Here is an 18,501-nt window from a genome sequence, read left to right on the forward strand (position 1 = left end):
GCTGCCGGGCTTTTGTTTTTATAACGGATGGACTGCAGCTGCGGGAATGGCGTCTGAAAAATCAGAAACCCTTGCCGCCGCGCAATTCGGAAATCACCGTTCCGACCATGATCCTGATATCAAGCCAGATCGAAAAATTGTCGACGTAATAAAGATCGGAGACGATTCGGGCGCGCGCCTTGTCGCTGCGATCCGTCGGGCCGCGTAATCCCCGCATCTGTGCGAGGCCGGTAATGCCCGGCCGCACCCGGTGCCGCATATGGTAGTGCGGCACCAGTTCCTCATAAAGACGGCCAGCCGCCAGCATGCCGATGGCATGGCAGCGGGGCCCGACCAGCGACATATCGCCTTTCAGCACATTCAGAAGCTGCGGCAGTTCGTCGATATTCGTGCGGCGAAGAATCGCGCCGATCCGGGTTATTCTGGGATCGTTCTTCACCGTTTGCGCCACACCGGTGGCATCGCAAAGGTCGGTTCTCATGGAGCGGAATTTATAGACACGGATTTTCCGCCCGTTCATACCCCAGCGGACCTGCGAAAACAGGACCGGCCCTTTGCTATCGAGTTTGACCAGAGCCGCGACGGTGAGCAACACCGGCGCGAGCGCGACAAGGGCGATGGACGCCCCTGCAATATCCATCGTTCTTTTGAGCGCGAACTGGCCGCGCAAAAATGCGGAGACGGTTTTTTCCGAAGAGGAAGGTTGCGTTTCCGGCGATTCGAAAGTTGTGGCTGCGGAATAGGAGGCACCGTAAAAAACGGCATGCGATGAGCCTTTAGTACCCAGCATAATATAAAGCCCTGAAAAGTTATTTTGATAGAAGAAAATTAATTTATATGAACGATTAATAATTCATTTACCGTAAAAAGTCATCCGAAATGTAACCGCTCTGGAGCAAATGGCAATCTACGGTTAATGCGACTGCACGCGGATGTTGCAGGGCGAGCATCCTCTCCGCTCGTAGCTGCCGAGACGACCAGTCTCCATGGAGCCAAATCCTGCTAAATCGGGAATTTAGCGCGACAATGACGTCATCGTCACCGCCCGTGAGATCAGCGCCTGCCGGCCACGCTATGCCGTCAGTTTCCCATCAGAATATCGAGCAGGGTCGTCTGCTTTGGTCCGGATGGCGCCTGACCGCCGATATCGGCGGGTGGTACAGGCCCGTTGCCGGCTGAATAGCCGGGCTCGATATCGCGGGAAGGGATATTTGCCGGCGGCATCGGCACATCCGGCTGATTCGGGTTCGGCGCAATGGGGGCTTGGGGATAGGCGCGCGTATCCGGCGTCCCGCCCCCGAGCGCATTGGAAATGATATCGCCGATGGAGGAGGGCGGGTTTTCCGGTGCCGGCTGCTGCATTTCCCCAAGCGGCGGCACGCCGCCTGCGCCAAGCCCGAAGAGCGGCGAGGGTGAAAGCCCCGAATGGGCGGCGGTCATGAAATCTTTCCACGCCTTTGCCGGAAGCCCGCCGCCGGTGACCTTTTTCATTGATGTGCCGTCGTCATTGCCGAACCATACGCCGGTGGTCAGGTTGCTTGTGTAGCCGACAAAAAGTGCATCGCGGAAGGACTGCGTCGTGCCGGATTTTCCAGCCGCCTGCCAGCCCTGCAGCCTTGCCGCCTTGCCGGTGCCTTCGGTGATAACGCGCGACAGCATGCTGTTCATGGTCGCGGCGATCTCTTCGCTCAGAACGCGAGGCGGATTGTCATATTTGTTTTCGTAAAGCACTTTGCCGTCGGCGTCGGTGATGCGTTTGACGATATGCGGCGTCGCCTTGTAGCCGCCATTCATGAAGGGGGCGTAGGAGGCCGTCAGCTCCATCAGCGACACTTCCGAGGTGCCGAGCGCGATGGAGGCATTGTTCTGCAGCTCGGATTCGATGCCCATGCGATGTGCCACCTGGGTCACACGATCAGGACCCACTTCCATCACCAGCTGCGCGGCAATGGTGTTCAGCGAATTGGCGAGCGCGGTGGCGAGTGTCACTTCGCCTCGATATTTCTTCTCGTAATTTTCCGGGGTCCAGTTGCCGATACGAACAGGCGCGTCATTACGGATGGTATAGGGGGTAAGCCCGGATTCGAGCGCGGCGACGTAAACGAAGGGCTTGAATGCGGAGCCGGGTTGCCGTTTTGCCTTGGCGGCGCGGTTGAACTGGCTTTCGGCATAATCAGCCCCGCCTACCACGGCCCGGATTGCACCCGTGCCATCAATGGAAACAAGGGCCGCTTGCGAGGCGCCCTGTTTCTTGCCGTCGCCCTGCAGCACGTGGGTCAGCGCCTTTTCGGCATCGCGCTCGAGATTGGGATCGATCGTCGTGTCGACGACGATATCCTGCTTCACCTCGCCAACCAGGTTGCGCACCTCCTCCAGCACCATGTCGGCGGCGTAATGTTCGGCGCCGGACCAGAAACGTTTCGCCTTGGTTGGCGGCTGCGACATGGCGGTCTTGATTTCGTCGTCCGTGATGAAGCCGACATCGCGCATGGATTGCAGCACGACCTGCGCCCGCTCTTCCGCCGCCTGCGGATCGCGCGCCGGCGAAAGGCGCGAGGGCGCTTTAAGAAGCCCGGCCAGCATTGCCGCTTCGCCCAGATTGACGTCGCGCGCGGATTTGTTGAAGTAGCGCCGCGAGGCCGCCTCGACGCCATAGGCATTGGAGCCGAAATAGACGCGATTGAGATACATCGCGAGAATCTGGTCCTTGGTGAATTCATGCTCCAGCCAGAAAGACAGCAGCACTTCCTGAACCTTGCGCTCCAGCGTGCGATCCGGCGAGAGGAACAGGTTTTTTGCCAGCTGCTGTGTCAGCGTCGAGCCGCCCTGCACCGTTCGCCCCGTCAGGACATTCGTTACGATAGCGCGTCCAAGACCCAGCGGATCGACGCCGAAATGCGAATAGAACCGCCGGTCCTCGATCGCCATCACGGCCTGCGGAATATAGGGTGACATGTCCTCCAGCGCGAGCGCCTCGCCGCCGGTGGTGCCGCGATTGGCAAGCACGCTGCCATTCACCGAAACGATCTTCACATTCGGCGGGCGTTCGGGAATGGACCAGCTGCTGGCGCTCGGCATGCGCGCGCCATAATAAAGGACAAGACCGGCAACGCCGATGCCGCCCCAGATGCCGAGTACGATACACCAATAAACGAGGGAGCGGAGGAAGCCCGTCGCGCCACGGCCGGAACTGCGGGTGCGCTTTTCTTTTTTGCTGGATTTGGTGCGGCCGGATGCCGGCTTCGGTTTCCTGGCCTGCTGCTTTGTGGTTCCGCTGATGCGCTCGCTGGCGTCAAGGCGCAGGTCGTCACCGGACTCATGGAAATCCCCGAAGGAAGGTTCTACCCGTTCGCGTGATTTACCCTTGCCTGCCATCCAGCCGAAGTCGCTCCTATTCGCGAAACCGCGCGCATCCCATTCGGGTTTCAGGCTTCTATGCCTGCGCGATCCTTAATCCAGGATGAAGAGTTTAAATGCGGCAATTTAAGGCGGGGTTAAGTCCCGGCCGCATCAAATCAGCGTCATTGGCAGACGTCGACCCACTCCGCGTCCGTCAGTTCGGCCATCACATCGGGTGAAATCTTCACCGCCGCATTGGTGGCGCCGGCCGCGGGAACTACCTCACGATAGTTTTTCAGTGATATGTCGCAAAACACCGGGAGGGTCGAGGGCAGGCCGAAAGGGCACACCCCGCCGATGGGATGGCTGGTCACCGCAACCACCTCATCCGGTCCAAGCATGCGCGGCTTTGCTCCGAAATGATCGCGGAATTTCCGGTTGTCGAGGCGTTTCGTGCCGGCGGCGACGACGAGAAGAATGGTGTCGCCCGCCTTCAGGCAGATCGTTTTCGCAATCTGGTCGGGGTCGACGCCGTGTGCTTCGGCGGCCAGCGCCACCGTCGCTGAACTCGCTTCCGTTTCAATCACGGTCACTTCGGGCGACTTTTCGGTGAAGAAGGCTCTGACGGATTCGATAGACATGCGTATTTATTAGGCGTTACGCGGAGAAGCTTCAAGTCACCCTGAAGTAGCTATGCATTATGCGCAATGCTGCGCTGCGATGAAACGTCTGTTTTTTAAGCTGATATCCTGTATCTTCAAACCATCGAAGCGACGCACTCCTCCTCCCAGCGTCGCCCGATTGGACTGACAATACTCCTCCTCCCAATTGTCAGTCAGTTTCAAGAACCCGGCGCACCTCCTCCCGCGCCGGGTTTTTGCTGTTTAGGGCCCTGTTTCCAACGGATTTGGGTGGCCGGCGGCTCACAAAGATCGCCGCGTTTTTCAAAGAAACTTGACTTTTCGCCCCTGCCAACCTAGGTGTTCGGCCATCGATATTTGTTTGACGACCAGAGCTTCGGCGCCTTTTTGGGTGCACACGACGATCTTTCCTTCAAATTCGACCTAAGTCCGCACTGCTCGCAGTGCAAATACAATTGCCAACGGAAGGAAATCGTTATGGCGACTGGTACAGTAAAGTGGTTCAACGCAACCAAGGGCTACGGCTTCATTCAGCCTGACGACGGTTCGCAGGACGTATTCGTTCACATCTCCGCTGTTGAGCGCGCTGGTCTGACCGCCCTCAACGACGGCCAGAAGCTCTCCTACGAGCTGATGCAGGATCGTCGCTCGGGCAAGATGTCCGCAGGCAACCTCGTTGCTGCCTGATAAGCGCTTTGGCCCGAAAGGGTCATTCGCATGAATGGAAAGGCCGGATTTTTCCGGCCTTTTTCTTTTGCAGGAAGGGACTGGGCCGGCCACTCTTGAAAAAGCCGGACGACATACCAATATAGGGTTCAACAGTGCTCCGGATCGGAACTGCCGGGAATGGCGCTTTTAAAAGTGCCGCTGCTGTTGCGTTAACCAAAGATTAACCAAAGCAGCCGATCCTAAGCCGGAAAGCAGCGTCGATATCTTTGGCGCGCTCTGGAGCATCAGACCGTTTGAACGCTTTGACCACGGATGTACTGGCATTGACGAAAAACGGATGGAAAGGTCGGGCTTGCCCGGCCTTTTTGTTTATGTACCGAGGAGGCGCCGAATATTCGGCGCCTCCTCTTTTTCCGGATTATTTTGCCGCGAGTGCGTCGAGAATGCGGACCCAGGAGCGGATGCCCTTGTGGAACGACTGCAGGTCGTATTTTTCATTCGGCGAATGAATGCGGTCATCGGTAAGTCCGAAGCCCACAAGCAGCGAATCCATTCCCAGCATCTTCTGGAAATCGCCGACGATCGGGATCGAGCCTCCCATGCCGATGACGACGGCAGGCTTTGGCCACTCTTCCGAAAGCGCATTTTTGGCTTTGGTCAGTACGGGCGAGTCGTAGGACAGCTGGATGGCGGGTGAACCGCCATGTTCGTGGAATTCCACGGAGCAGTCGGCGGGTATTTTCGAGCGCACATAGCCCCGGAAGCTTTCGCGAATGGCCGCAGGGTCCTGCTCACCGACGAGACGGAAAGACACCTTGGCGGAGGCTTTCGCGGCGATCACGGTCTTGAAACCATCGCCGGTATAGCCGCCGATAATGCCGTTGACTTCCGCCGTTGGTCGCGCCCAGGTCTGCTCCAGCACGGAGCGACCCTTTTCGCCCGAGGGAACCGAAAGGCCTACTTCGCCGAGAAAGGCTTCGGCCGTGCGGCCCAGCGTTTCCCAGGAGGCCTTGATGTTGGCTGGGGTTTCTTCCACGCCGTCATAAAAGCCTGAAAGAGTTACCCGGCCGGTCTCGTCATGCAGGCCGGCGAGAATATCGGTGAGAATGTGGATGGGGTTTGCCGCCGCCCCACCGAACAGACCGGAATGCAGATCGCGGTCGGCTGCTGTGATGACGACTTCTTCGCCGACCAGGCCGCGAAGGGCCGCAGCAATGGCTGGCGTATCCCGGTCCCACATGCCGGTATCGCAGACCAGCGCATAATCGGCCTTCAGTTCTTCCGCATTGGCTTCGAGGAAAGGCTTCAGCGACGGCGAGCCGGATTCCTCTTCGCCTTCAAAAAGAATGGTGACACGCACCGGCAGGCCGCCATTCACTGCCTTATAGGCGCGGCAGGCTTCGACGAAGGTCATCAGCTGGCCCTTGTCGTCTGCCGTACCACGTCCCGTGATCACCTGGCGGCCGGCGCCGATATCCTTTACGGCGGGTTCGAACGGATCGTTTTCCCAGAGCTCGAGCGGATCAACCGGCTGTACGTCATAATGGCCGTAAAAAAGCACATGCGGCGCGTCCTTGGTGGCCGCATCATGATGCGCCACCACCATAGGGTGGCCGGCCGTATCGCGCACGGAGGCCGTAAAGCCGAGCGCTGAAAGCGTCCTGACCAGCCACTCCGCCGCCTTGCGGCATTCCGCCTTGTAGGCGGGGTCCGTCGAAATCGACGGAATGCGTACGAGCTCGAACAGTCGCTCAAGGCTGGAGGTGAGATTGTCGTCGGCGGTGGAAAGAATGGGGGAAACGTCTGTCATCGCTGATCCTGTCATGTCTGTCGTGACCCGGCGATAAGACGAAACATCCGGGCATCGCGCATCGCGGGAAACAAGGGGGCCGGCGCGTCGTGAATCGGCAAACGTGCGGCCGCCGGAACGATAGAGCAGTTCAGGGAAAGTGCGAAGTGGTTTCGGGCTGTAAATGCTATTTCGCTTTTTTGGCGCTTTCGATCGCCCGGCGCATATATTCCAGCAAAAGCTGTCTCTCGAAACGCCGGAAATCCTTGAGCAGTGCATCTTCGGTGGCTTCGGAAGCTGCAATGGCATTGGCTTCCAGATCCCTGCCGCGCTGTGTCAGCTCGATGATCTGGGCACGGCGGTCGCTTGGATGGGATTTGCGGATGATCAGCCCGTCGCGTTCCATGCGTGAGAGCGCATTGGCGAGCGTCGCCTGTTCGACATCGATTCTATCAAGCAATTGTCGCTGCGTCAGGCCGTCCTCATGCCAAAGTTCGATGAGAATGGGGAATTGTCCGGGCGAGAAACCCAGGGCGGCGGCTCTTTTCTGCAGCGCCATGGTGAATTCCCGCGCCATTTTCGAGGCGAGATAGATCGCCGATTCGTCCCGGGAAAAACCCATTTTTCCGCCCATAAAACATCACGGCCGGCTCAGCCCGGCAATTCAATAGCGCGATATATATCGCATGATATGTTTAGGCCAGCCCGAAACGGCGCATAAAATAAAACCGCCATGGCCGGGAGGGGTCGGCCATGGCGGTCATATTGGAGGACAAAGGCCCGGAGAGGGGGAAAGGCCTTTGTCCGGTCTGACGCGGCGGGGGACGAGCCAGCTATCAGACTACGGCGTGATCAGGCGCCGTCCCTTATGAAATGTGTCTGCAAATGCGGCTTTTCAAGGGAAGGGCGGATTACAAATCGGTAACGTTCAGGTGAATTTTGCAGGTCTGTGCTGGAGCCCCATTCCCCGCGCTTTACGGTGCGTTGTGCGAAGTTTCGGTAGACGTCAAAACGGCCCCGCGCTATCCATGCTACCCATGAAAAAAGGCGATCATCTCTTCCTCGTTGACGGTTCCGGTTTCATTTTCCGGGCCTTCCATGCAATCCCGCCGCTGAACCGCAAGTCGGACGGGCTGCCGGTCAACGCCGTTTCCGGCTTCTGCAACATGTTGTGGAAGCTCTTGAGGGATGCGCGCAATACCGATGTCGGCGTGACGCCTACTCATTTCGCGGTGATTTTCGACTATTCATCGAAGACCTTCCGCAACGAGCTTTATGATCTCTACAAGGCCAACCGCACCGCACCGCCGGAAGATCTGGTGCCGCAATTCGGCCTGATCCGCGAAGCGACGCGGGCCTTCAACCTTCCCTGCATCGAGACGGAAGGCTTCGAGGCTGATGATATCATCGCCACCTATGCCCGGCAGGCCGAAGCGATCGGCGCCGATGTCACCATCATCTCCTCCGACAAGGATCTGATGCAGCTCGTCACGGCCAATGTACACATGTACGACGCCATGAAGGACAAGCAGATCGGCATTCCTGATGTCATCGAGAAGTGGGGCGTAGGCCCTGAAAAGATGATCGACCTGCAGGCGATGACCGGCGATTCCACCGACAATGTGCCCGGCATTCCCGGCATCGGCCCGAAGACGGCGGCGCAGTTGCTGGAGGAATATGGCGATCTCGATACCCTCCTGACCCGTGCTGGCGAAATCAAGCAGCAGAAGCGGCGGGAGAATATCATCGCCAATGCGGAACTTGCCCGCCTTTCCAGACAGCTTGTGGCGCTCAGGACTGATGTGCCGCTGGAGCAGTCGCTTGAAGCTCTGGTGCTCGAACCGCAGAACGGGCCGAAACTGATCGCCTTCCTGAAGGCGATGGAGTTCACGACGCTGACACGCCGGGTGGCCGAGGCGACCGAAACCGACGCTTCTGCCATCGACCCTGCCAATGTGCCAGTGCAATGGGGTGCCGATGCCCATGGTCCCGATCTTGATGCGCCAGCCCCTGCCGTTCAGGCTGGTGAAGTGGCCACTAACACCGCTGGCGCCGCGGCTTCGCCCGCCGCTCCGGCAAGAAAAGTAACGGGGGAGGGCAGCGCGCCCGCCGATCTGGCCGCAGCGCGACAGGCGCTTTTTTCCGCCGCCAAGATCGATACGACAGCCTATCTAACGATCAGGGATCTTCCGACGCTCGACCGCTGGATTGCGGCGGCCCGGGAGACGGGCGTTGTCGCCTTCGATACGGAAACGACCTCGCTCGATCCGATGCAGGCCGAACTTGTCGGTTTTTCGCTGGCCATTGCCGATAATGGCAAGGATGCCACGGGCACCGATATCCGGGCCGCTTATGTTCCTTTGACGCACAAGACCGGCTCCGGCGGCGATCTCTTCAGCGATGGCATCAGAATGGCGGAGGGGCAGGTGCCCTTTGCCGAGGCGCTGGCGCGCCTGAAGGACCTGCTCGAAGATGAAGCTGTCCTGAAAGTCGCCCAGAACCTCAAATATGATTATCTGCTGATGAAACGCCACGGCGTCGTCATGCAGAGCTTCGACGACACGATGCTGATTTCCTATGTTCTCGAGGCCGGCAAGGCCACGCACGGCATGGATTCGCTGTCCGAACGCTGGCTTGGCCACACGCCGATCGCCTATAAGGACGTGGCGGGATCGGGCAAGTCGAGCGTCACCTTCGATTTTGTCGATATCGACAAGGCGACAGCCTACGCGGCGGAAGACGCGGATGTCACCTTAAGGCTATGGATGGCGCTGAAGCCGAGGCTTGTGTCGGAACGGCTGACCAAGGTCTATGAGCGGCTGGAGCGCCCCCTCGTGCCGGTTCTGGCGCATATGGAAGAGCGCGGCATCACCATCGACCGGCAGATTCTCTCGCGCCTTTCCGGCGAACTCGCGCAGAAGGCTGCGTCCTTCGAAGAGGAAATCTACGAGCTGGCAGGCGAGCGTTTCAATATCGGATCGCCAAAGCAGCTCGGTGATATCCTTTTCGGCAAGATGGGCCTGCCGGGTGGTTCCAAAACCAAGACCGGCCAATGGTCGACATCGGCGCAGGTTCTGGAAGATCTCGCGGCGGAAGGTATCGAACTGCCGCGCAAGATTGTCGACTGGCGGCAGCTGACGAAGCTGAAATCGACCTATACGGATGCGCTGCCGGGATATATCCATCCCGAAACGAAGCGGGTGCACACATCCTATGCGCTCGCCTCCACCACCACGGGACGCCTGTCCTCCTCGGAACCGAACCTTCAGAACATCCCGGTCCGCACTGCCGAAGGGCGCAAGATCCGCACGGCTTTCATCTCCACGCCGGGTCACAAGCTTCTGTCGGCCGATTACAGCCAGATCGAACTGCGCGTGCTGGCTCATGTCGCCGATATTCCGCAGCTTCGCAACGCCTTCGAAAACGGCATCGACATTCACGCGATGACGGCATCGGAAATGTTCGGCGTGCCTGTCGAAGGCATGCCGTCGGAAGTGCGCCGCCGCGCCAAGGCCATCAACTTCGGCATCATCTACGGCATTTCCGCTTTTGGCCTTGCCAATCAGCTCAGCATCGCCCGCTCCGAAGCAGGCGACTATATCAAGAAATATTTCGAGCGTTTTCCCGGTATTCGCGACTACATGGAGGCGACCAAGGCCTTCGCCCGCGAAAACGGTTATGTCGAAACGATTTTCGGCCGCCGCGCGCATTATCCGGAAATTCGCTCTTCCAATCCTTCGGTAAAAGCATTCAACGAGCGCGCGGCCATCAACGCGCCGATCCAGGGCTCGGCTGCCGATATCATCCGCCGTGCCATGGTCCGCATCGAGCCCGCGCTGGAGGCGGAAAAACTTTCCGCCCGCATGCTGTTGCAGGTGCATGACGAACTCATCTTCGAAGTCGAGGAAGCGGAGATCGAAAAGACCTTGCCCGTCGTCGTCTCTGTCATGGAAAACGCGGCCATGCCGGCGATTTCGATGAAGGTGCCGCTGAAAGTGGATGCTCGCGCGGCCGACAATTGGGATGAGGCGCACTGATCGGCGAACCGGCTTTCTGTGAATTCCGGGACATGAACCACTTCAAGGAGCGCGTCATTTTCGATAAGACGTGAGCCATGATTTGCGATGCCTGACGATCGCTTGTTGCGCTTATTCCGCTGAATCGGAAAAAATGCGCGTCAGGGCTGGTCAAAGCCCGTTTGGGCATGTATAAGCGCGCCAAATTTCCGATATCGAGACATCCGACATTCGGCCTTTGGTTCTGGCCGGTTCCGTTGTTTCGCCGCTTAAGTGGAGTAACAAAAATGGCTGTACCAAAAAGAAAAACAAGCCCGTCCAAGCGTGGCATGCGCCGCTCGGCTGACGGTCTCAAGTCTGCGACCTACGTTGAAGACAAGAACTCCGGCGAACTGCGCCGTCCGCACCATATCGATCTGAAGACCGGTATGTATCGCGGTCGTCAGGTTCTGACGCCGAAGGAAAGCGCATAAGCTTTTCTGAAATCATCTTTGCAAAAAACCGGTCCTCGTGGCCGGTTTTTTGTTTTTTGGACTGTCTGGCTGCCTTTTCCGCTCACTTGGAAAATTCGGCCGCTCCACCTACACTCTTTTAGGGAGAGCAGGTTTGATGCCTGCAACAGGAGGGGAGCTTCGGTGAAATATCGCTGGATTTTGTTGATGCTTCTCAGCTTCGGTCTCGGTTATGGCGCCGTGACGAGAGGCGGCGGCATCATTGCGGAAAGCTATTTCGGCGAAATGTCCGAGCAGGGCCGCACGACCCTCCGGTTGGCTGTCTCCGCTCTCGGCGGGCTTTTGAACCGTTACGAACCGCTGCCCGCCTTGATCGCCGATCACGACGACATTGAGGAACTGGTCGCACATCCCAAGGATGCCGAACTGCGCCAGCGCGCCAATGTCTACCTCAAATCTATTAACACCTTGCTGGAATCCTCCGATATCTACATCATCACGCTCGACGGGGAGACCATCGCCGCCAGCAACTATGATGGTCCGACGAGTTTCGTTGGTGAGAATTTCAGCTACCGCCCTTATTTTCAGGATGCCGCGAAGGGCTTGCAGTCGCGGTTCTTCGCGCTTGGCACCACCTCCCATAAGCGCGGCTATTATTTTTCCGCGCCCATCCTCTTCAATGAGGAAATCAAGGGCGTCATCGTCTTCAAGGTCGATATTGAAGGCATAGAGGCCTCATTCGGCGATGGTGAGAACCGAATTCTGGTCTCGGACCCTGAGGGCATCATCTTCATGACCGGAACGCCGCAATGGCTTTATTCCGGTCTGATGCCGCTGACGCCCGAACGGCTGGCACGAACGGAGGCTTCCCGCCGGTATGCCAATGCCACCCTCAAGGAACTGCCGCTGAAAAACGGCAATTTCGGTTCGCATCAGCTGATGACGATCGTCCAGGACGACGGCGAGAGGGAATATATGCTCCTGTCACAGCCCATGCCCGATGCCGGTTGGACGGTCAGCGTGCTGATGGATACAGGTTCGCTCAGGACGCAGGTCAAGACCGCGATGATCGCGATAATCCTGTGCCTGTGTCTGGCCGCCGCCGTGATTGCGGCCATGCTGCAAAGACGGCGGCGTCTGCGCGAACGGCTGATCCATCAGGCAGAGGCGCAGGCGGAACTGGAACGCCGGGTGGAGGAGCGCACTGCCGATCTGGCGCGGGTGAACCAGGAGATCGAACACGAAATCGCCGAACGCCGCCAGACGGAAAAACAGCTGCGCAAGATGCAGAACGATCTGGTGCAGGCCGGTAAGCTTGCAGCCCTCGGGCAGATGTCGGCGGCGCTGTCGCATGAGTTCAATCAGCCGCTTGCCGCGGCCAAGAACTATGCCGAAAATGCTTCGCTTCTCGTGGAGCGCGGGCGGCTGGAAGAGGTGACGGAAAACCTCAGGCGTATTTCAGGCCTTATCGACCGCATGGCGTCGATCAGCAAGCATCTCAGGAATTTCGCCCGCAAGCCCAACGAAAAAATGGCAGCGGTGGGTCTGGAGGCGGTGCTTCGGGATACGCTCGAAATTGTCGGTGCGCGGTTGAAGGCCGCCGATGCGGTGCTGGATGTTGATCTCGGGCCGGTGCAGCTTGCGGTGAAAGCCGGCCCGGTGAGATTGCAGCAGGTGCTCGTCAACATCATCTCCAACGCGGCCGATGCTGTGGAAGGGCGCGAGGATCGCCATATTGCGCTGCAAGCCGTCCAGCATGGCCAGATGGTATCGATTTTTATCCGCGATCGTGGTCCCGGCGTGCCGGCGGCGATTTCGGAGCGCATTTTTGATCCCTTCTTCACCACCAAGGGTGTGGGACGCGGCCTCGGTCTGGGCCTGTCCATCTCCTATAATATCATCAAGGATTTTGGCGGCCAGTTGCGGGTGAGAAACCATGAAGAGGGTGGGGCGGAGTTCGAGATCGAATTGCCAGCCGCCGCCTGGCGTGTGGAGGCGGCTGCGGAATGACCATGTCGCGGGTCCTGTTGATTGATGACGAGGAGGAGCTGCGCTTTTCCACCGCGCAGGCGCTGGAGCTTTCCGGCTTTGCCGTCACCATGCTCGCGAGTGCCGAGCATGCGCTCGAACTCATCGGTTACAGCTTTGATGGCGTCGTGGTCAGCGATATCAGGATGCCCGGCATGGATGGCATGACGTTGCTGCAGAAGGTGCGCGAGCTCGATCCGGAAATACCTGTCATCCTGATGACGGGCCATGGTGATGTGCAGCTTGCGGTCAACGCCATGCGCAACGGTGCCTATGATTTCATCGAAAAGCCGTTCACGCCGCAATATCTCGCCGGCATCATCAAAAGGGCGAATGACCGGCGGGCGCTGGTGCTGGAAAACCGCCGCCTGAAGGCGGTGGCGGGCAAGCACGACGATCTCGAAACACGTCTGCCCGGCAGAACCCAGATCATGGTCGATCTGCGATACCGCATCCGCGCGATTGGCGCGACGGACGCCGATACGCTGATCGTCGGCGATACGGGCGCGGGCAAGGAGGTCGTGGCGCGCGCGCTTCACGATATCAGTGCCAGAAGCAACCGGCCCTTCGTTGCGATCAATTGCGCCGCCCTCCCGCAGACGTTGATCGAAAGCGAATTGTTCGGTCATGAGGCGGGTGCGTTTCCGGGCGCGCTGCGCCCGCGCTACGGCAAGTTCGAACATGCCCGCGGCGGCACGATCCTGCTGGACGAGATCGGCTCCATGCCCTTCGAATTGCAGGGCCGGTTTCTGCGTGTCCTGCAGGAACGGGTGATTACCCGTCTGGGCTCGAATGAAACGGTCGAACTCGATGTTCGCTTCATCGCCACAAGCAAGGTGGATCTGGAACAGGAAGTCGCGGCTGGCCGGTTCCGTGCCGATCTTCTTTATCGGCTCAACGTGGCGACACTTCTCGTGCCATCTCTCTCGCAGCGCAGTGCCGACATACCGCTCCTCTTCCTGCATCTCGTGCGGGAAGCTGCTGCGCGCTACGGGCGGGAAGACATGGAGGTGCCGCAAAATCTGCTCTCGGCCATCTCCCTTCGTGAGTGGCCGGGCAACGTGCGTGAATTGCGCAATGCCGCGGACCGTTTCGTTCTCGGCCTGGAAAGCGACGTTTCCGAAGGGTCGTTGCCGTTTCAGGCTGACGGAAAAGCGGCTCTTGCTGCAAGGGTCGCGGCTTATGAAAAGAGCCTGATCGCACATGCAATTGCCGCCCACGGCGGAAATCTGAAATCCGTCTATGAGGCGCTCGGCATTTCGCGCAAAACGCTCTATGAAAAAATGCAGAAATACGGGCTGCACCGGCACATGACCGAGGTGTAGTGGGTGGATTTCCACCCATGAATAGGTGCTTATGGGTCGAAATCCACCCATTGCCTCTCGCGATAGCGATAAAAGCGCATCCCGGTGCAATACCGCCATTGCTGAACGGCAATCCCGGATCGCAAATATGTCACCCCGGTCGCCATGGAGGAGCATGCGCGGCTGAAGTGGCGAACATTTTCATCCGGGAGGAATCGATGAAAATACTGAAGACAGTCACCGGCCTTGCTGCCGCCGCTGCCGTTTCCCTTTTTGCGCTGTCCGCATCCGCTCAGAACTATCCAGAGCGCAACATCACCATGGTCGTGCCCTTTGCAGCCGGCGGCCCGACGGATACGGTCGCGCGTCTTGTTGCTGAATCCATGTCCAAGGATCTCGGTCAGCAGATCATCGTCGAAAATGTCGGCGGCGCAGGCGGCACGCTGGGTGCTGGTCGTGTGGCATCGTCCGATCCGGACGGTTACACCGTCCTTCTCCACCATATCGGCATGGCCACCAGCGCCACGCTCTACCGCAAGCTCGCCTATGACACACTGAACGCCTTCGAATATGTTGGTCTCGTCACCGAAGTGCCGATGACGATCCTGTCGCGCAAGACCCTTGAGACGAAGGATCTGAAGGGTCTGATCGAATACGCCAAGGCGAACAAGGACAAGGTCACGGTTGCCAATGCCGGCATTGGCGCTGCCTCGCATCTCTGCGGCATGCTGTTCATGAGCGCCATCGAGACGCCACTGGTCACCGTTCCCTATAAGGGCACCGGGCCGGCCATGACCGATCTGCTCGGCGGCCAGGTCGACATCATGTGCGACCAGACCACCAACACCACCAAGCAGATTCAGGGCGGAACCGTGAAAGCCTATGCCGTAACCACGGCCAAGCGGCTGGACGTGCTGCCTGACGTGCCGACGGTCGTCGAGGCGGGCCTGCCGAAGCTTGAGGTTGGCATCTGGCACGGCATCTATACGCCCAAGGGCACGCCGGCTGAAATCAACGAAAAGCTCTCCAAGTCGCTGCAGGTCGCGCTGAAGGACAAGAATGTCGCGGCTCGTTTTGCAGAACTGGGCACCACGCCCTCTTCGGAAAGCGATGCGACGCCGGCGGCACTCAAGGCCAAGCTCGAAAGCGAAATCGCCCGCTGGAAGCCGGTGATCGAAGCTGCCGGCCAATATGCCGACTGATGAACGCGGAAGGACCGGCGGCATCGCCGCCGGTCGACCGTGATCATTTTAACAGGCGGACCGGTGTGATGCCGGCCGCGGTGGAGGGGCATCTTTCATGAAGTCATTATTTAATGACCCTGCCGAGGCAGTCTGCGGGGCAATTTTTATGGGACTTGGCGTCTTTTTCGCCTTGCAGTCCTATGGGCTGGAGATCGGAACCGCCTTTCGTATGGGGCCGGGCTATTTCCCGCTCGTTCTGGCAATTATCCTCATTCTGCTCGGTGGCATCATATTCCTCCGCTCAGCCCGCCCGGCCGGGGAAGGGATCGGAGCGATCGCATGGCGTGGCATATTCTTCATCCTGCCCGCGCCGATCTTCTTCGGTTTTACTGTCCGGGGTCTTGGTTTCGTGCCGGCGCTGTTTTTTAGCGCGCTCATCGCCTCCTTTGCCTCGCACAAGATGAGTCCGATCATGGCGATTATTCTTTCCGCAGCCATCACGGCCTTCTCCGTCGCTGTTTTCAATTACGGTCTCGGCCTGCCGTTCCAGCGCTTCGGCCCCTGGCTTAAATTTTGAGGTGCTGCGATGGATTTGCTTGATAATCTTGCTCTCGGTTTCGTCACTGCCTCATCGCTGGCAAACCTGTTCTTCTGCCTGATCGGCGTGCTGCTCGGCACCCTGATCGGCGTGTTGCCCGGCATCGGCGCGACGGCGACCATTGCCATGCTGCTGCCCATCACCTTTCAGCTCGAGCCCGTCTCGTCGCTGATCATGCTCGCCGGCATTTATTATGGCGCGCAATATGGCGGTTCCACCACGGCCATCCTGATCAACATGCCCGGCGAATCCTCCTCTGCCGTCACCGCCATCGATGGTTATCAGATGGCGCGCAAGGGCAAGGCAGGGGCTGCTCTCGCTATTGCCGCCATCGGTTCGTTCTTTGCCGGCACGGTTTCCACCTTCCTCGTGGCGATCTTTGCGCCGCCTCTGACCGCAATTGCGCTGGAGTTTGGTGCAGCGGAATATTTCTCGCTGATGGTCGTCGGCCTCGTTTCGTCCATCGCCCTTGCCCATGGCTCCATCGTCAAGGCGCTGGCCATGGTCGTGCTTGGTCTGCTGCTCGGTCTGGTCGGCACAGATATCTATAGTGGTACGCCGCGTTTCACCCTTGGCATCCGCGAATATGCCGATGGTCTGAACTTCGTCGCCGTGGCTGTGGGTGTCTTCGGTATCGCCGAAATCCTGCGCAACCTCGAAAACGAGCGCACCCGTTCGGTGCTGATCGCCAAGGTCAGCGGGCTGATGCCCACGCGGGAGGATTTCCGGAAAATGGTCGGCCCGGTGCTACGCGGCACGGCCATCGGTTCCGCGCTCGGCATCCTGCCGGGCGGCGGCGCCATCCTCGCGGCCTTTGCGTCCTACACGGTGGAAAAACGCGTCTCCAAGAACCCGGAGGAATTCGGGCATGGCGCGGTGGCCGGTGTGGCCGGTCCGGAATCGGCCAATAATGCCGGCGCCCAGACCTCCTTCATCCCGCTGCTCACGCTCGGCATCCCCGCCAATCCGGTGATGGCGCTGATGATTGGGGCGATGATCATTCAGGGGATCGTGCCGGGTCCAAACGTTGCAATCGAGCAGCCGGCGCTGTTCTGGGGCATCATTGCCTCCATGTGGATCGGTAACCTGATGCTCGTTGTCCTGAACCTGCCCCTGATCGGGCTGTGGGTTAAGCTATTGACGGTGCCCTATTACGTGCTGTTCCCCATCATCATGGCTTTCTGCGCCATCGGGGTTTATAGCGTCAATTCCAACGTCTTTGATCTCTATGCCGTCGCCTTCTTCGGCTTCATCGGCTACGTGCTGGTGAAATTGCGCTGCGAGCCGGCGCCGCTGCTCCTCGGTTTCGTGCTTGGCCCGCTCCTGGAGGAAAACCTGCGTCGCGCGATGATCCTGTCCCGCGGTGATCCAACCACCTTCGTCACCCGGCCGATCAGCGCCACACTGCTTTTCATCGCTTTGGCCGTGCTGATCGTCGTCTTCCTGCCAAGCGTGAAGAAGAAACGAGAAGAGGTTTTCGTAGAAGAAGACTAAGCAATATCAAACTTCCCGACGCCGGCGATGGAAACATCGCCGGCTTTTTCCGTTTCCGGATCACCATGACGAATTCGCTTCACGAAAGCGACATATGGTTGACTCGCAAGCTTTTAGGCCCAAGGAAGGGCTGGAAAGAGAGGTCGATATGACATCGGAAACCGAAAAACGGATCATCGCGCTCGAGGAGACGGTCGCGCATCAGGTGAAGGTGATAGAGGAACTGTCCGACCAGCTGGCGGAACAGTGGAAGGTGGTGGAGCAGACCCGCGCCAAGCTCGACCGCTTGACGGAGAGGTTCCTTAGCCTTGAGGAGCAATCGCTGGACGCGCCTGCGATCACCCGGCCGCCGCATTATTGATAGGGAAGAGCAGATGAAAAACGACACAGCCGCGCTTGCCGCCGATATCGTCGATTTCTGGAAGAAGGCCGGGCCGGACAAGTGGTTCGACAAGGATGCCGCCTTCGACAGTCATTTCCACGACCGTTTCCGCGATACCCATTTCGCGGCAGCACGGCGCGAACTGGATGACTGGCTGGAGGGTGCGGAAAGCAGCCTTGCGCTGATGCTTCTGCTGGATCAGTTTCCGCGCAATTGTTTTCGTGGCACCGCCCACATGTATGCCACAGACCCCCTGGCGCGGCTTTTCGCCGACGAGGCCATTCGCCGTGGCCATGATCAGGCCGTGAGCGAGGATTTGCGCGTCTTCTTCTACCTGCCCTTTTCCCATGCGGAGGATATCGCCGCCCAGCGGCGTGCCTGCGACCTGAACCAGCCGCTCGGCGGGCTTTATCTTCATCATGCCGAAGAGCATCGCGATATCGTTGAACGTTTCGGCCGTTTTCCGCATCGCAACGACATATTGCTGCGGGAAACGACATCAGAAGAACGGCAATATCTGGAAGAAGGCGGCTTTTCCGGCTGAGCCCAAAACGAAAACGCCGCCAGTCTCAAGGGATGGCGGCGTCCTAAAAGCTTGGGACCGG

At 58.9% G+C, this 18,501-nt stretch carries 15 protein-coding genes; 10 read left to right on the top strand and 5 right to left on the bottom strand.

All coding sequences use genetic code 11. The annotated features are described in order from the left end of the window. Positions 1-61 precede the first annotated feature (61 nt). The 3 genes from MRBLRC7O_RS12930 to MRBLRC7O_RS12940 form a co-directional block, all read right to left on the bottom strand. The gene (locus tag MRBLRC7O_RS12930; protein WP_080865686.1) at positions 62-790 is read right to left on the bottom strand and encodes a sugar transferase; all 729 of its coding nucleotides are present in this window, start codon (positions 788-790) and stop codon (positions 62-64) included. A gap of 290 nt (positions 791-1,080) precedes the next feature. Beyond that, a complete protein-coding gene (locus MRBLRC7O_RS12935; protein ID WP_065694863.1) occupies positions 1,081-3,375 on the bottom strand; it encodes a transglycosylase domain-containing protein in 2,295 nt (764 codons plus the stop codon). A gap of 146 nt (positions 3,376-3,521) precedes the next feature. Next, a complete protein-coding gene (locus MRBLRC7O_RS12940; RefSeq protein WP_003507196.1) occupies positions 3,522-3,980 on the bottom strand; it encodes a YbaK/EbsC family protein in 459 nt (152 codons plus the stop codon). Positions 3,981-4,457: 477 nt separating this feature from the next. Between MRBLRC7O_RS12940 and MRBLRC7O_RS12945 the strand changes: the two genes are divergently transcribed. Then, positions 4,458-4,667: a cold-shock protein gene (locus MRBLRC7O_RS12945; RefSeq protein WP_003492998.1), complete on the top strand. Its 210-nt coding sequence runs from the start codon at positions 4,458-4,460 to the stop codon at positions 4,665-4,667. Positions 4,668-5,067: 400 nt separating this feature from the next. Here the strand turns inward: MRBLRC7O_RS12945 and MRBLRC7O_RS12950 are convergent, their stop codons facing one another. Both MRBLRC7O_RS12950 and MRBLRC7O_RS12955 read right to left on the bottom strand, forming a co-directional pair. After that, positions 5,068-6,459 (bottom strand): dipeptidase, encoded by a 1,392-nt coding sequence (locus tag MRBLRC7O_RS12950; protein WP_080865688.1) that lies wholly within the window; start codon positions 6,457-6,459, stop codon positions 5,068-5,070. 166 nt (positions 6,460-6,625) lie between these two features. Further along, the gene (locus MRBLRC7O_RS12955; protein ID WP_162690800.1) at positions 6,626-7,060 is read right to left on the bottom strand and encodes a MarR family winged helix-turn-helix transcriptional regulator; all 435 of its coding nucleotides are present in this window, start codon (positions 7,058-7,060) and stop codon (positions 6,626-6,628) included. 415 nt (positions 7,061-7,475) lie between these two features. Between MRBLRC7O_RS12955 and polA the strand changes: the two genes are divergently transcribed. From polA to MRBLRC7O_RS13000, 9 genes are all read left to right on the top strand, one after another. After that, positions 7,476-10,475 carry a DNA polymerase I gene (polA, locus tag MRBLRC7O_RS12960; protein ID WP_060727128.1) on the top strand — a complete coding sequence of 1,000 codons (3,000 nt, stop codon included), beginning with the start codon at positions 7,476-7,478 and terminating at the stop codon, positions 10,473-10,475. A gap of 266 nt (positions 10,476-10,741) precedes the next feature. Further along, positions 10,742-10,927 (top strand): 50S ribosomal protein L32, encoded by a 186-nt coding sequence (gene rpmF, locus MRBLRC7O_RS12965; RefSeq protein ID WP_003507205.1) that lies wholly within the window; start codon positions 10,742-10,744, stop codon positions 10,925-10,927. A gap of 186 nt (positions 10,928-11,113) precedes the next feature. Continuing rightward, entirely contained in the window at positions 11,114-12,916 is a 1,803-nt protein-coding gene (locus MRBLRC7O_RS12970) for a sensor histidine kinase (protein ID WP_060722720.1), read from the top strand. Then, positions 12,913-14,259: a sigma-54-dependent transcriptional regulator gene (locus tag MRBLRC7O_RS12975; protein ID WP_080865692.1), complete on the top strand. Its 1,347-nt coding sequence runs from the start codon at positions 12,913-12,915 to the stop codon at positions 14,257-14,259. Before MRBLRC7O_RS12970 ends, MRBLRC7O_RS12975 begins: the two co-directional genes overlap by 4 nt. A 197-nt stretch (positions 14,260-14,456) precedes the next feature. Beyond that, positions 14,457-15,440: a tripartite tricarboxylate transporter substrate-binding protein gene (locus MRBLRC7O_RS12980; protein ID WP_060723017.1), complete on the top strand. Its 984-nt coding sequence runs from the start codon at positions 14,457-14,459 to the stop codon at positions 15,438-15,440. Between the two features lie 97 nt (positions 15,441-15,537). Continuing rightward, positions 15,538-15,999 (top strand): tripartite tricarboxylate transporter TctB family protein, encoded by a 462-nt coding sequence (locus MRBLRC7O_RS12985; RefSeq protein WP_035213079.1) that lies wholly within the window; start codon positions 15,538-15,540, stop codon positions 15,997-15,999. A gap of 9 nt (positions 16,000-16,008) precedes the next feature. Beyond that, positions 16,009-17,514, top strand: a complete 1,506-nt coding sequence (locus tag MRBLRC7O_RS12990; RefSeq protein WP_003507211.1) for a tripartite tricarboxylate transporter permease — start codon at positions 16,009-16,011, stop codon at positions 17,512-17,514. A gap of 148 nt (positions 17,515-17,662) precedes the next feature. Continuing rightward, positions 17,663-17,875 carry a SlyX family protein gene (locus MRBLRC7O_RS12995; protein WP_035213112.1) on the top strand — a complete coding sequence of 71 codons (213 nt, stop codon included), beginning with the start codon at positions 17,663-17,665 and terminating at the stop codon, positions 17,873-17,875. A gap of 13 nt (positions 17,876-17,888) precedes the next feature. Continuing rightward, a complete protein-coding gene (locus MRBLRC7O_RS13000; protein ID WP_080865694.1) occupies positions 17,889-18,440 on the top strand; it encodes a DUF924 family protein in 552 nt (183 codons plus the stop codon). The last annotated feature ends 61 nt before the right edge of the window (positions 18,441-18,501 follow it).

It is taken from the genome of Agrobacterium radiobacter, assembly GCF_040801995.1.
Taxonomy (GTDB): domain Bacteria; phylum Pseudomonadota; class Alphaproteobacteria; order Rhizobiales; family Rhizobiaceae; genus Agrobacterium; species Agrobacterium radiobacter.

What these genes read in the sequence shown, in the direction of transcription:
- MRBLRC7O_RS12985 (WP_035213079.1), top strand. Translation starts at nt 15,538, where the DNA reads ATGAAGTCATTATTTAATGACCCTGCCGAGGCAGTCTGCGGGGCAATT.
- MRBLRC7O_RS12930 (WP_080865686.1), bottom strand. Translation starts at nt 790, where the DNA reads ATGCTGGGTACTAAAGGCTCATCGCATGCCGTTTTTTACGGTGCCTCC.
- MRBLRC7O_RS12955 (WP_162690800.1), bottom strand. Translation starts at nt 7,060, where the DNA reads ATGGGTTTTTCCCGGGACGAATCGGCGATCTATCTCGCCTCGAAAATG.
- MRBLRC7O_RS12935 (WP_065694863.1), bottom strand. Translation starts at nt 3,375, where the DNA reads ATGGCAGGCAAGGGTAAATCACGCGAACGGGTAGAACCTTCCTTCGGG.
- MRBLRC7O_RS12975 (WP_080865692.1), top strand. Translation starts at nt 12,913, where the DNA reads ATGACCATGTCGCGGGTCCTGTTGATTGATGACGAGGAGGAGCTGCGC.
- MRBLRC7O_RS12990 (WP_003507211.1), top strand. Translation starts at nt 16,009, where the DNA reads ATGGATTTGCTTGATAATCTTGCTCTCGGTTTCGTCACTGCCTCATCG.
- MRBLRC7O_RS13000 (WP_080865694.1), top strand. Translation starts at nt 17,889, where the DNA reads ATGAAAAACGACACAGCCGCGCTTGCCGCCGATATCGTCGATTTCTGG.
- MRBLRC7O_RS12945 (WP_003492998.1), top strand. Translation starts at nt 4,458, where the DNA reads ATGGCGACTGGTACAGTAAAGTGGTTCAACGCAACCAAGGGCTACGGC.
- rpmF (WP_003507205.1), top strand. Translation starts at nt 10,742, where the DNA reads ATGGCTGTACCAAAAAGAAAAACAAGCCCGTCCAAGCGTGGCATGCGC.
- MRBLRC7O_RS12940 (WP_003507196.1), bottom strand. Translation starts at nt 3,980, where the DNA reads ATGTCTATCGAATCCGTCAGAGCCTTCTTCACCGAAAAGTCGCCCGAA.
- MRBLRC7O_RS12950 (WP_080865688.1), bottom strand. Translation starts at nt 6,459, where the DNA reads ATGACAGACGTTTCCCCCATTCTTTCCACCGCCGACGACAATCTCACC.
- polA (WP_060727128.1), top strand. Translation starts at nt 7,476, where the DNA reads ATGAAAAAAGGCGATCATCTCTTCCTCGTTGACGGTTCCGGTTTCATT.
- MRBLRC7O_RS12970 (WP_060722720.1), top strand. Translation starts at nt 11,114, where the DNA reads ATGCTTCTCAGCTTCGGTCTCGGTTATGGCGCCGTGACGAGAGGCGGC.
- MRBLRC7O_RS12995 (WP_035213112.1), top strand. Translation starts at nt 17,663, where the DNA reads ATGACATCGGAAACCGAAAAACGGATCATCGCGCTCGAGGAGACGGTC.
- MRBLRC7O_RS12980 (WP_060723017.1), top strand. Translation starts at nt 14,457, where the DNA reads ATGAAAATACTGAAGACAGTCACCGGCCTTGCTGCCGCCGCTGCCGTT.